General features: G+C 56.5%; 14 protein-coding genes, 1 tRNA gene and 2 pseudogenes. 8 read left to right on the top strand and 9 right to left on the bottom strand.

Annotated features, from left to right (window positions below; genetic code table 11):
* Positions 1-94 precede the first annotated feature (94 nt).
* Positions 95-472: a DUF6864 domain-containing function gene (locus tag I9H07_RS12285; protein WP_152531730.1), complete on the top strand. Its 378-nt coding sequence runs from the start codon at positions 95-97 to the stop codon at positions 470-472.
* Positions 462-830, top strand: a complete 369-nt coding sequence (locus tag I9H07_RS12280) for a hypothetical protein (RefSeq protein WP_152531731.1) — start codon at positions 462-464, stop codon at positions 828-830. The genes I9H07_RS12285 and I9H07_RS12280 overlap by 11 nt, the downstream gene beginning before the upstream one ends.
* 297 nt (positions 831-1,127) lie before the next feature.
* Here the strand turns inward: I9H07_RS12280 and yejK are convergent.
* Positions 1,128-2,134: pseudogene (gene yejK, locus I9H07_RS12275) on the bottom strand (nucleoid-associated protein YejK).
* Positions 2,135-2,239: 105 nt separating this feature from the next.
* On the opposite strand from yejK, the gene I9H07_RS12270 reads away from it, so the two are divergent.
* Positions 2,240-3,052: a putative phage abortive infection protein gene (locus I9H07_RS12270; protein WP_236432775.1), complete on the top strand. Its 813-nt coding sequence runs from the start codon at positions 2,240-2,242 to the stop codon at positions 3,050-3,052.
* 157 nt (positions 3,053-3,209) lie between these two features.
* Here I9H07_RS12270 and I9H07_RS12265 read toward each other — a convergent pair whose 3' ends face one another.
* Positions 3,210-3,392, bottom strand: a complete 183-nt coding sequence (locus I9H07_RS12265) for a hypothetical protein (protein WP_236425207.1) — start codon at positions 3,390-3,392, stop codon at positions 3,210-3,212.
* An 86-nt stretch (positions 3,393-3,478) separates the two neighbouring features.
* On the opposite strand from I9H07_RS12265, the gene I9H07_RS12260 reads away from it, so the two are divergent.
* From I9H07_RS12260 to I9H07_RS12250, 3 genes and pseudogenes are all read left to right on the top strand, one after another.
* Complete coding sequence (locus tag I9H07_RS12260) at positions 3,479-3,832, top strand: DUF3450 domain-containing protein (protein WP_236425206.1); 354 nt, start codon at positions 3,479-3,481, stop codon at positions 3,830-3,832.
* A pseudogene (locus I9H07_RS12255) lies at positions 3,769-4,109 on the top strand (hypothetical protein). Before I9H07_RS12260 ends, I9H07_RS12255 begins: the two are co-directional and overlap by 64 nt.
* Before the next feature lie 196 nt (positions 4,110-4,305).
* Positions 4,306-4,695 (top strand): hypothetical protein, encoded by a 390-nt coding sequence (locus tag I9H07_RS12250; RefSeq protein ID WP_236425205.1) that lies wholly within the window; start codon positions 4,306-4,308, stop codon positions 4,693-4,695.
* A gap of 285 nt (positions 4,696-4,980) precedes the next feature.
* On the opposite strand, the gene I9H07_RS12245 is transcribed toward I9H07_RS12250, so the two are convergent.
* The 6 genes from I9H07_RS12245 to I9H07_RS12220 form a co-directional block, all read right to left on the bottom strand.
* Positions 4,981-5,066, bottom strand: a tRNA-Leu gene (locus tag I9H07_RS12245).
* A 166-nt stretch (positions 5,067-5,232) separates the two neighbouring features.
* A complete protein-coding gene (locus I9H07_RS12240; protein ID WP_024674145.1) occupies positions 5,233-6,288 on the bottom strand; it encodes a DNA topoisomerase IB in 1,056 nt (351 codons plus the stop codon).
* 84 nt (positions 6,289-6,372) lie between these two features.
* Entirely contained in the window at positions 6,373-7,461 is a 1,089-nt protein-coding gene (gene modC, locus I9H07_RS12235) for a molybdenum ABC transporter ATP-binding protein (RefSeq protein ID WP_024674146.1), read from the bottom strand.
* Positions 7,462-7,464: 3 nt separating this feature from the next.
* Positions 7,465-8,145, bottom strand: a complete 681-nt coding sequence (modB, locus tag I9H07_RS12230; RefSeq protein ID WP_024674147.1) for a molybdate ABC transporter permease subunit — start codon at positions 8,143-8,145, stop codon at positions 7,465-7,467.
* Complete coding sequence (modA, locus tag I9H07_RS12225; protein WP_236425204.1) at positions 8,146-8,913, bottom strand: molybdate ABC transporter substrate-binding protein; 768 nt, start codon at positions 8,911-8,913, stop codon at positions 8,146-8,148.
* 101 nt (positions 8,914-9,014) lie between these two features.
* A complete protein-coding gene (locus tag I9H07_RS12220; protein ID WP_236425203.1) occupies positions 9,015-10,094 on the bottom strand; it encodes an NAD(P)H-dependent flavin oxidoreductase in 1,080 nt (359 codons plus the stop codon).
* A 113-nt stretch (positions 10,095-10,207) separates the two neighbouring features.
* On the opposite strand from I9H07_RS12220, the gene I9H07_RS12215 reads away from it, so the two are divergent.
* Both I9H07_RS12215 and I9H07_RS12210 read left to right on the top strand, forming a co-directional pair.
* On the top strand, positions 10,208-10,843 hold the full coding sequence (locus I9H07_RS12215; protein ID WP_236425202.1) for a TetR/AcrR family transcriptional regulator: 636 nt from the start codon (positions 10,208-10,210) through the stop codon (positions 10,841-10,843).
* Positions 10,844-10,904: 61 nt separating this feature from the next.
* Positions 10,905-11,888 carry an MDR family oxidoreductase gene (locus I9H07_RS12210; protein WP_236425201.1) on the top strand — a complete coding sequence of 328 codons (984 nt, stop codon included), beginning with the start codon at positions 10,905-10,907 and terminating at the stop codon, positions 11,886-11,888.
* Here I9H07_RS12210 and I9H07_RS12205 read toward each other — a convergent pair.
* The gene (locus tag I9H07_RS12205) at positions 11,849-12,343 is read right to left on the bottom strand and encodes an antitoxin Xre-like helix-turn-helix domain-containing protein (protein ID WP_236425200.1); all 495 of its coding nucleotides are present in this window, start codon (positions 12,341-12,343) and stop codon (positions 11,849-11,851) included. The genes I9H07_RS12210 and I9H07_RS12205 overlap by 40 nt on opposite strands.
* Between the last annotated feature and the right edge of the window lie 92 nt (positions 12,344-12,435).

Below are 12,435 nucleotides of genomic sequence, written 5' to 3'. Positions count from 1 at the left end.
GCCAATGCAGCTTCCATGCATTATGTGCCGCGACGAAAAAAATCACATTTTGCTGTCGCGATGGGCACCAGTTTTTTATTTTAGGGAGAAGGTAGTGAGTGCTTTAAGAGTCGGCGGTAATGAGGTGATTTTGGCCTCCAGCCTGTTAGTGCCTGAGGGCGATAGCGTTGAATTTGATTTGGATGTAGGGGAGTCCGAAAAGTTCTTTTGCATCTTTAAGTTTGAAAGGGAGCCGGGTTCCACTGACAAGCCAAGTATGAGCTTTGAAGGGGTCGAGGGCGATGGTGTGGAGAGGTGTATTTTCACATTTCGAAATTTCAATAAACCTACAGGGCACAGTATAGTTAACCCCATAGAGTTTGCAGAAGATAATATGGGCCGTAACTTTTACATCCTAGGCACTGTTTATGGGTATAAGACATCGCACCGTATCGAGTTTCAGATTATGGCGGGTCCGAAGAATGAGCAATGAAAAAATTCGGTTCTCTATAAACGTTGATGACATTCATGAGAATACTTCTCAAGAGGTGATTAGCACAACAAATGACAAGCTAAAATTAGCGTTAATCCAGCATTTAACGAGGGTCGAAAGCTCAAGGGCTTGGCATACACCGGCCAGTTTGGTGCTCGCAATATCGCTTGTCCTGTGCACATCAACCTTCAGAGACTCGTTTGGTGTCGGTTCGTCTGTATGGCAAGCATTCTTTATGCTTCTTCTTTTGTGGTGTGTATGCTGGCTCGCCCATACGCTGATCAAACGACAAAAAGGCTGTTCAATAGATGAATTAATTGAGGTTATAAAGAAGAAAAAGTCCGGGGGAGGAGAATAGTGGTAGCTTTTTCACAGGGGAGTTACCCCTCGCCAGCATGCTTATCAGCCATCCGCATTTTTCTGGGGTGAAACTCCTGCGCCACAATTAACTTTATTTCAGACGTGGCGCAGGAATATCAATTGTTAGGCCAAGAAGCTTCCTAAGGCCAATTGAGCAGCATCGCCTGCCTTGGCTTCGAGCATCGACTCGAACTCTTGCGCGATTTCTTCGCGCTGCACGTCCTTACCCACCCAGCGCAGTTGTATGGCGTTGAGTGAAGCAATGTTGGCGTCCAGAGCAATCGGGGGCCGCGGTTCAGGCGGCGGTGTGCTTGAGCTGGTTCGTGAGCTGGGTGGGAAGGTTGCGCAGCGTCAGCGTGCCACCGGCCTCGTCGAACTCGATCTTGTCACTCAGAAGGTGCGCTTCGAAGCTGATCGACATACCCTCGGCCCGGCCGGTCAATCGCCGGAATGTGTTGAGGGTCTTCTTGTCCGGCGGCAGGGATTCTGAAAGCCCGTAATCCTTCGCCTTGATGAAGTCGTAGAAGTTTTTCGGGCGGTCTTCGTCGATCAGGCCTGACAATTCGTCCAGGGTAACGGGCTCGCCCAGCTTGGCTTGGGTCATGGAGTAGCTGACCAAGGTGCTGGTCTTCTCGCAAGCGGCCTCGTTTGCCATGTCCTCGCTCTCGACAAAGTCGCTGAACGCCTTCAGCAACGTGCGCGTTTCGCCCGGGCCGTCGATGCCTTCTTGGCATCCAATGAAGTCGCGGAAGTAATCATTGATCCGGCGACCCTGCTTACCCTTGAGGTACGAGATGTACTGCTTCGACTGAGGGTTGTTCTGCCACTCGCTCACGTTGATGCGCGCAGCCAGGCGGATGTGGTCGAGGTCGAGGCAGTTCACTACCATCAGCGCCAGCTCTCCGGTCATGGTCACCGCTTCGGTTTCCTGCATCAGAGCGATAACCAGGTAGTCGGTCAGGTGTTGCTGTTAGTGGCAGAAGAGGGCGTGTACGCCGGTGGTTAGGTTCGACTCATCCATCAGCTTGGTCAGGTGCTCGACGGCGCTGGCGCTGAATTCCAGGAAGTCGATATCGCCGGCCAGGTACTCTCCGAGCCAGCCGCTAAACGGGAAAGCGCCGGACTGTGGGTGGAAGAAACCCCATCCTTGCCTGCGGTTGCGTTGTAGCTTTCGTTAAGCTGACTCATCAGATCATCGCGGGCCTGGCTCTCGACCTGCTCGGTAGCGTCGAGGAACAGAACGGCCGGGCTGCCGTCAGGCTTCTTGTCGATTTTGTGGATGACGCTATGACGTACAGGCATTTCGTTTACCTCAGGTAGGCGCCGCCCTCCGGTAGCCGGTGGTGGCGAATTGGTTGGGGGTGAGCTATAGATGATGACCGGCATGGGGTCGGAGCAAGGAGATTTATGAAACGCGTCCTCGGTATTAGCCTAGCCATAGCGTTGGTTATTTTGACAATAGTAGGAATTTATATTGCCTACTTTTGGTTTTTGTACAGCGGATTCTCAACTGAGGCGGAGGTCAATAACTCCTTTATTGGAGTGCGAGCCGGTACGTTTGGAGATGCGTTTGGAACTTTAAATGCTTTATTTTCAGGTTTGGCATTCACTGGTGTGATGATCACAGTTTTGCTGCAAAGAAAAGATCTGCGAGATGGGCAAGCTGAATCGGTACGTCAGCAGGTTGAGTCTCAGTTTTACAATATGCTCAGATTGCAGCAAGAGGTTGTGAATGGCTTTGATCTGCAGAAGACTCATTACCAAACTGTATCAAATCAAAGTGTTCAGATTGTTACTCAAGGTCGCGACTGTTTTAAGTCATGGGCTAAGATTATGGAGCGTGAGTATTCAAAAGCCACGTCAACTACCCAAGAAAACAAAATTAGGGAAGCTTATCGTGAACTTTGGGACAAGCATCGTGGCGATCTCAGTTTGTATTTTCGAAGTCTATATAGTCTTTTTAGATTTCTGTCCGAGAGTAATCATATAAACAAGAAATGGCTAGGCAACGTCGCTCGCTCACTTCTTTCAGACTATGAATTGGTAGTGCTTTTTTATAACTGCTTGATGCCAAATGGGCAAAGGTTCCAAAAATATGCCACTGAATTTTCCGTATTTGATAATTTAGATATTGTTCTTTTGCTCAATCCTAAAGATGTACTACTAATACCCAAGGAGGCATACGGAAAAAATCAAGAAATCCTGAGCATCTTTGGCTGAATTTCCAAAGTAAATTAACGCTTACGTCCCTTGGAAATTTTGACTATCAGCGCACCAGTTTGGAGCGCTGATTTTCTCTACGCGCTGACCCGCACTTTTACTCCGAGTTGATACGGACTCCACAGACTAGCGGTTGGCGTGGACTTTCATTACTGGGCTAACCGCCCCAGTCGCCGGGCAACTGAACAGTCCGGCCATGATGTTCGAACTGCACCAGGGTTAGCTGCTCCTTGGCCTTGTGCATGATTCCGTAGTTGTCACATCCGAAACGGCCGAGAATTTTCTGAATTTCAGCGAACGCCTTATCACCGCTGGTGGTGTTTTCGTAGGGTAAAGGCATTGCACATCTCCGCCCGCCGATCACCGGCAGGCTCAATATGAAAGTTAGGGGTTACGGGCACAATCCTGCTGGATGGCTTCCTGTAGTTGAGGAAATTCCTCTCCTGGGAAGCGACCGACAGCGCCATGGACAACGCCGGTATCGGCACTGTCCGCAGACTGAACGAACTTCTCGACTTTGAGCGCTTGGCTCGCAAAGAGGCCGAGGCCCGATCTGACCAGTTCGCCAAAGAGCGCAACGAACTCGCTGCTGCTGTCGGCCGGATGGAGGGCAAGATCGAAGCCCTGACCAGCCATATCACTCAACTCACTGACAAGGTCACATCGCAGAGTGCAGAGATTGCCCGCCTACGTACAAAGTTGGGAGGACTCAACCGATGGAGAGATGCGAAATTGATTTCATCGCCCGGCGCTGGTGGCGTCGCCTGGAAGTGTGGGTGATTGCCTCGCTACTGGTAACTGGCTCGTTCGCGCTGGGCTTCGGTGCTTCTCAATGGTCGCTGGCAAGCTGGTATAGCGCCCAGGTCGCCGAAGTTCGCCGGGGTTACGACGAGGCCACCGTGCAGCGCGAAATGCGCCTGAGAACAAGCTGGTCAAGACCGCGACCGATGCAGCAGGGAAGGTTGAGGACGCAGCCGGCAAGGCCACCAGAGCGGCAGAGACAGCCCGCAAGGTAGCAGATAAGGTCGACGAGGCCGTAGAGCGGCAGACCCCGTAGTGCGCCACATAATCAGACACTGCCATTTCATGGCGCAACATAATAAATGAAGCAGAAAATCAAAAAAATATGATCTAGCTATAAAATCTAGCGAATAGTTGCATTATTTGGTGAGTATGGCACTATGTGGCCTGTTCGTAACGAACACTCCCCCGCCAGTTGAAAACTGGCATGACTCCCCAAATTGGAAATGATTATGTCTAGTCTTAGGAAACAACTTTCTGCCGCAGCTACCGCCCAGGCGCTGTTGGTAAATGCTGACACGTATGGCGTTGAAAAAGATCGCCACATAAGTCGGTTTCGCTTCAGCAAGCAAAATCTGAAGATGGTATCCGGCAGGGCTAATTTGGACCCTCAGTTTCTACAGGAATTCAAGGGCGCTCTTTGGGAGATAGGGTGTTCCATGGTGGAGCTACCCGATGGCGATTACGCATTCATTGAAACCTCCAAGATTGATGTATGGCCCCGGGTTGGATGGGGAAGGCTTGATCCCGTATTGCGGGCAAGCAACCCAGAGTTGGCAGTCGAGATTGAATTCAACAAATGTTTTCCTGACTTCAAAAGCGAACTGAGCTTGGATGACTAGTGCATAGTGCATGCTGAAAAGAGGTCGTCTTATGGCGGCCTTTTTATTTTGATCTCCTATGTGGGGCAAAATGGCCAGTCGTCGGCGTAGTCAATGTTCATGGTTGGCGAATCTTATGTCTGTATGCGCATACAGTGGTTGAGCGATTTGGATTTGTGGAGTGGTGTTCGTCGGCAGGACGCCGGAGGATAGGGTTTACGACGAATTGCGGTGCAGCATTAGTTATTGCGGATTATGAAGCTCAAGGGGTACGTGACTAAAGCCTCATAACCCCTTGATTTTAAATGGTGCCCCGAGCCGGGGTCGAACCGGCACGTCCAAAGGACGAGGGATTTTAAGTCCCTTGCGTCTACCAATTTCGCCATCGGGGCGGTAGCGCCAAGGCAGGGAATATATACACCCGGCCCCCATGAAGCAAGCGTGAAAGCACCTCAAATGCTGCGAGATATCGCTTTCCTGCCTGTCAGAAATGCTTGGCAAATCATGAAGCTACACATAATCACTGCATCAACGTCTGAACTGCACACCCGATAGCGCTCAGGATTTGCCTTCTTTCGCCACGACGCCCACCTTGTCCGCCAATATTCGCAGGTAGCTGGCCAGCGCCACTTCTTCCAGACGCAGCCCTTTGCGTTGTCTGGAGCGTGGCAGCTTGGCCAGGTTGCCGAGCAGAAAGCCTTCCAGCACGGCCGGGTGGATGTAGCATTTGCGGCAGATGGCGGGGGTGTTGCCCAGTTGTTTGGACACGGCTTTGACCATGTCAACGATGTGTCTTTTGGCGTCGGCTTCCGGTTCCCAGTGCAGCTTTTGCAGGGTGGCCAGGGCCAGTGCGCTGGCAGCCCAGGTGCGGTAGTCCTTCGCGGTGAAGTCGGCGCCGGTGAGGCTTTGCAGGTAGGCGTTGATGTCCGATGAGGTCACGGCGTGGCGCACGCCATCTTCGTCCAGGTACTGAAACAGATTCTGCCCCGGCAGTTCCATGCAGCGTTTGATCACGGCGGCCAGTTTGCGGTCTTTTACGCTGACTTTGTGCTCGACACCGCTTTTGCCGCGAAACTCGAAGAGGATCTGGCCGCCTTTGACCTCCACGTGTTTGTTGCGCAGCGTGGTCAGGCCATAGGAACGGTTTTCCTTGGCGTACTGGCTGTTGCCGATGCGGATCAGCGTCGCGTCCAGCAGCGAAACAACCGTCGCCATGACTTTTTCCCGACCCATGCCCGGCTGGGCGAGTTGTGCTTCGATCTGCTTGCGCACCTTGGGCAAGGCGTGGCCGAAGTCGATCATTCGCGAGTATTTATCCTGATCGCGAATCTCGCGCCAGCGCGGGTGGTAGCGGTACTGTTTGCGACCGCGAGCGTCACGTCCGGTGGCCTGCAAATGCCCCATCGGGTCGGCGCAGATCCACACGTCGGTGTAGGCGGGCGGCACCGCCAGGGCGTTGATGCGCTTGATCTCTGCCTCGTCCTTGATGCGCTGGCCCTGGGTGTCGAAGTAGGCGAATTTGCCGCGCAGTATTTTGCGCGTAAGGCCCGGCTGAGTGTCTTCTACGTAGTGCAGGTCACTGGCGGGCTGGCTGAGGGCAGTCGAGTCAGGCATGGCTAAATTCCGAAGGCAGTTAAAAACACTGACCGCGACGTTTTACCGTGGTGCCGTTTATTTCCATGCAGCGCCAGGCCATGGCTATGCCAGTACGGCAACTGCCTTGATCTGCGCCCACAGTTGCTGACCCCGGTGCAGCTTCAATTGGTCTCGTGAATAGCGGGTGATGCGTGCCAGCAGGGGCGTGCCACCTGCGTCCAGTTTCACCAGAACATGTGCTGCGTTATCGGCGGGCATCTCTTCCAGCACCGTGACTGGCAGTCGATTGAGAATGCTGCTCTGGTCTTCGGGTTGCAGGTTCAGGCTGACGTCACGGGCCTGCACCTTGATGCGCAACAGGGTGCCTGACGGCATTTCGGCATGGGCAACGCGCATGCACAGTTCGCTGCCGGGCAGGGTGACGCTCAGCAAGTGATAATCGCGGTCATAGGCGCTGACCAGGCCTTCGATGACCACGCCCGCGTCGTCGCCCATGGCCAGCGGCAAGTCGAGTCGCGCCAGGGTTTCCTGAATGGGACCACTGGCAAGCACCTTGCCTTCTTCCAGCAGCACAAGATGGTCTGCCAGGCGTGCGACTTCGTCCTGGGCGTGGCTGACATACAGCATGGGGATTTCCAGCTCGCGGTGCAGGCGCTCCAGATACGGCAGGATTTCGCTTTTACGTCTGGCGTCCAGCGCTGCCAGCGGTTCATCGAGGAGCATCAGGCGTGGACTGGTCAGCAGGGCGCGTGCGATTCCGGCCCGCTGGCGTTCTCCGCCTGACAGTTTGTCCGGGCGCCGCTCCAGCAGGTGGTCGATACCGAGCAGTTCGGTCGCCTGCTTGAGCTGGATACTGCGCTGCTGGCGCGGGATACGGTTCATCCCGAATTCCAGGTTTGCCCGCACCGACAGGTGCGCGAACAGGCTGGCTTCTTGAAACACGTAGCCGATGGCGCGTTTGTGCGGCGGCAGGAAGATGCCTTTGTCGCTGTCCTGCCAGACTTCATCGTTTACGCGAATAAAGCCTTGTCGGGCTTTCTCCAGTCCGGCAATACAGCGCAGACAGGTGGTTTTTCCCGAGCCGGACGGCCCGAACAGCGCGGTGATGCCCGAGCCGGGCAGGGTCAGGTCGGTACTGACGGTAAAATCGGGGTAGGCCATCTCGAGGCGGACTTCAATCGGCGAGTTCATGATTCAACTCCATCCCGTTCTGGACTTGCCGCTGGAATAGAGCGCCAACAGAACCACAAAGGAAAACACCAGCATCGCGCCGGCCAGCCAGTGCGCCTGCAGGTACTCCATAGACTCGACGTGATCGAAGATCTGCACCGACACCACGCGGGTTTTCTCGGGAATATTGCCGCCGATCATCAGCACCACGCCGAACTCGCCGACGGTGTGCGCAAAGCCCAGAATCGCACCGGTGATAAAACCGGGTTTCGCCAGCGGCAGAATTACGCTGAAAAACGTGTCCCAAGGCCCGGCGCGCAAGGTGGCCGCTACTTCCAGAGGGCGAGTGCCGATGGCTGCGAAGGCATTTTGCAGCGGCTGCACCACGAAGGGCATCGAGTACAGCACCGAACCGATCACCAGGCCGGTGAAGCTGAAGGTCAGCGTTCCCAGGCCAAGACTCTGGGTCAGCTGGCCAATCGGGCCATTGGGTCCGAGCAGCAACAGCAGGTAGAAGCCGATCACGGTGGGCGGCAGCACCAGGGGCAGGGCGACGATTGCACCGACCGGCCCCTTGAGCCACGAGTCGGTGCGCGCCAGCCACAAGGCGATGGGCGTGCCGATGATCAGCAGGATGACGGTGGTCAGCGACGCCAGTTTCAGCGTCAGCCAGATCGCCGCGATGTCGGCACTCCCCAGAGGCATTTACAGCTGGTATCCGAAGGACTTGATGATCGCCGCGGCTTTCGGGCCCTTCAGGTACTCGACCAGCGCCTTGGCGGCGGCGTTGTCCTTGCCTTTGGTGAGAATCACGGCGTCCTGCTTGATCGGGTCATGCAGCGAGTCCGGCACGATCCACGCCGATCCGCTGGTCAGCTTGCCGTCCTTGTAAACCTGCGACAGCGCGACAAAACCCAGCTCGGCATTGCCGGTGGAAACAAACTGATAAGCCTGGGTGATGCTCTGACCTTCGACAATCTTCGCTTTGGTGGCCTCGGTCAGCCCCAATTTGCTCAGCACCTGAGTTGCCGCCAGGCCGTAAGGCGCAGTCTTGGGATTGGCGATGGACAGATGCTGATACTGATTGGCCTTGAGTACGTCACCTTTGCTGTCGACGTAGCCCTCTTTGGCTGACCACAACGCCAGTGTTCCAATGGCATAGGTGAAGCGCGAGCCCTTCACGGTGTCGCCTTCTTGCTCAAGCTTCGCGGGCGTTGTGTCGTCGGCTGAGAGGAACACTTCGAACGGCGCACCGTTCTTGATCTGTGTGTAGATCTGGCCAGTGGCACCGAACGCGGCGACCAGCGTGTGGCCTGTGTCTTTCTCGAAGTCTTTGGCAATGGCCTGAATCGGTGCGGTGAAGTTGGCGGCTACGGCAACCTGTACTTCATCGGCGAAAGCGGAAGTAGTTACGAACGCGGTGAAGGCAAGTGCCGAGAACTTCAGTGTGGCGCGCAGCGTGGTTGATTGCATGAAACAGCTCCGTGAGGGATAAGAACGCACGCCATGTGAAGGAGGCGAATCGCTATATATTTAAATATATAGCGATTGCACCCTGTTCCGAAAGCGCTCTTTCAGCGGCCGCTGAGAATTTTCAGCGCGTTTTCAGCCAGTTGTCGCGTCCACTCGGTGGCGCCCAGTTGATGTTTGATCCCGACTGCCTGGCCCGCCCAGAAGTTTGTGAAGTCGCCGCTGCCCTGTTTTTCCGCGATTGCACGCAATGGCATCAAGGCCCCGCCAGCCAAAGGAAAGGTCGGCGCAAGGGGGCTGAGCGGACCGATTTCACGCATGATGCGGTTGACAATGCCGCGTGCCGGGCGCCCCGTGAAAAGGTTGGTCAGCGCGGTCTGGCTGTCCGTCGCGTGTTGCAGCGCCTGCCTGTGCAGGGTGCTGACCTTGGCTTCCGGGCAGAACAGGTAGGCCGTGCCGGGCTGCACGGCCGACGCTCCCAGAATAAACGCCGCCGCGACACCGCGCCCGTCGGCGATACCGCCTGCTGCAATAACCGGAATATGTACGGCATCGGCGATCTGCGGCACCAGCGCGAAAGTGCCGACCTGGGTGTGCAGTTGATCACTGAGAAACAGACCGCGATGGCCACCGGCTTCGTAGCCCATGGCAATCACCGCATCGCATCCCTGCTGCTCAAGCCAGACGGCCTCCTCGACAGTGGTGGCCGACGAGATGATTTTCGCGCCGGTCGCTCTGACCCGATCCAGCAGGGCGTGCTCAGGCAGGCCAAAGTGAAAACTCACCACTTCAGGCCTGATATTTTCGACCAGTGCGCAACTGTCGTTGTCGAAGGGCGCACGGTTGGAAATCGGTGTGGGCGCGTCGAAGTCAGCGCCCAGTTCGTCGTAATAAGGTTTGAGTGCCTGCTTCCAGCGTTCAGCGCGGGCAGCGTCGTGAGCCGGTGGTTGATGGCAGAAGAAATTCAGATTCAGCGGGGCGTTGTGGCTGTGCTGCCGAAAGGTCGCCACTTCCTCATGGATCTGATCCGGCGTCAGCATGGCGCACGGCAACGCTGCCAGGCCACCAGCCCTGGCGACGGCAATCGCCATGGCTGAGCCGGTTGTGCCCGCCATGGGGGCCTGGAGAATGGGCAGTTCTATGTTGAACAATTCAAGAATGCGGGTATCCGGCCAGCGGCTCATGCCTGTCTCCGTGCGTATCGCGATGTTCAGAAAGCCATTGAGCGTGAGGCAGGACAATTTGGCAACCGCAAGGGTCGATTGACATAAGAGACGATCAGTCTAATATTCGACCCATGACTGAATTACCCATCAAAACCAGACGCCCCGGGCGGCCACCCAAAGTGGACCGCGACAACCTGGAGACCCGTGAGGTGCTTTTGCGGCGCGGTCTGGAAGTGCTCACTGAGCAGGGCTTCTCGGCGACCGGGCTGGATTTCATCCTCAAGGAAGTCGGCATACCCAAGGGCTCGTTCTATCACTACTTCCCCAGCAAAGATGCGTTTGGCAGGGCGGTACTGGATGAATACGCCCGCTATTTCGCCCAACGCCTCGACCGTTGGCTGCTGGACGAGTCGCTGTCACCACTGGAGCGGCTGGTCGGGTTTGTGCAGAGCGCGAAAGGCGGCATGGCGCGCCATGATTACCGACGCGGTTGCATGGTCGGTAATCTGGGGCAGGAAATCTGCCTGTTGCCGGACGGATTTCGTGAGCGTCTGGAGCAGATCCTGCTCGATTGGCAAGCGAAACTCGCCTGTTGCCTGCGCGCTGCGCAGGCCAGTGGCGAGCTGTCCCGAGAGGCCGATTGCGACGAGCTGGCAGCTTTTTTCTGGATTGGCTGGGAAGGGGCCGTGCTACGTGCCCGGCTGGTGAAAAGCGATGTTCCGTTGAATACATTCATCGCCGGTTACCTTCGCGGGTTGCCGCAATGATGGTTCAACACTGATTTTCTCAGGGCTGATTAAAGACGATCGGTCTAAATTGGAGGCGCACATGTTCAAAGGCATTTTGATCGACAAGGACGAAGCAGGGTATCGAGTCAACCTGACCGATATCGACGAGGCTCAGCTACCGCAAGGCGATGTGACCGTGCGCGTGTCGCATAGCACGCTCAATTACAAGGATGCACTGGCGATCACCGGTCAGAGCCCGATTGTGCGCAGTTTTCCAATGGTGCCTGGGATTGACCTGGCGGGCACAGTGGAAGCCAGCGAAACCGCCGCGTTCAAGGTCGGTGACAAGGTCCTTCTCAATGGCTGGGGTGTCGGCGAAAGTCACTGGGGCGGTCTGGCGCAGAAAGCCCGTTTGCAAAGCGCATGGTTGATCCCGCTGCCGGAAGCCTTTACTCCCGCGCAGGCGATGGCCATTGGTACAGCGGGTTATACGGCCATGCTCAGCGTGATCGCGCTGGAAAAGCATGGCCTGACGCCGGACCACGGTGAAGTGCTGGTGACCGGCGCCAATGGCGGCGTGGGCAGTTTTGCCATCGCCATTCTTGCCAGGCTGGGCTATCGAGTGATCGCGTCTACCGGGCGTGTTTCGGAGAGCGGGTACCTGCAAACGCTCGGCGCAGCGAAAGTGATTGATCGTGAAACCCTGTCGCAGCCAGGGCGACCGTTGGCCAAGGAGCAATGGGCGGCGGCGATTGACTCGGTGGGCAGTCACACCTTGGCGAATGTCTGTGCCGGGATCCGTTATCGCGGTGTGGTGGCGGCCTGTGGTCTGGCGCAGGGCATGGAGTTTCCGGGCTCGGTCGCGCCGTTCATCCTGCGTGGCGTTACCCTGGCCGGCATTGATAGCGTCAATCGGCCCCGCGCTGATCGACTGCAAGCCTGGTCCAGACTGGCGACCGACCTGGACCCGGCGCTGCTGCCGCTGATCAGCCGCGAGGTGGGCTTGAGTGAGGTGATCGACATTGCTCCGCAACTGATTGCCGGTCAGGTGCGCGGGCGAGTGGTGGTGGATACCGCACGTTGATTCGGTACCGCTCCGGCACTTTCAAGCGTAGCCAAGGCTCGATGCGCTTGAGCCGCGCCGATCCCGGTTTCACAGGCTTGCAGTGGAGTGCCAGCGTCAAGCGCTACGTTGCTGGTGATCATCCAGTGTCCGGCACGCTCGGGCGTTTCAAACACGCGCATGGCATGACTGGCGAGCATTGCCACGCGGTCCAGACGCTCCGACGCTACTGCATCCAGCGGTTGCTGCTGACGCTGGCGCCGCTCTAGCGTCGATGTCGACAGGTTGAACAGACTTTCCATTTGCCTGGGCCCCAACGCGAAGGCGTCATGCATCGCGCGGACCCAACCGGGTGCAAAACCGACCCGAATGTTCGCCAGTCGTTGCGCTTCGCTGCCTTGACTGAGCTGGAGGGCCAGCAACCAGAAACCGGCCGCCGCCCGGCGACGTTCAGGGAGTGGGGTGGCAAGAGACACAATCAAGAGACCTGTTCGACCTGGGGTTTGAAAATCGGCGAAAAGCCTAACCCAGGCGAGGTTTTGTTCAAGCGTCAGGATGTTACCGAGGA

The sequence above is a fragment of the Pseudomonas syringae genome, from assembly GCF_023278085.1.
In the GTDB taxonomy this organism is placed as follows: Bacteria; Pseudomonadota; Gammaproteobacteria; order Pseudomonadales; family Pseudomonadaceae; genus Aquipseudomonas; species Aquipseudomonas syringae_Q.
This window is presented reverse-complemented; position numbering and strand designations above follow the sequence as displayed.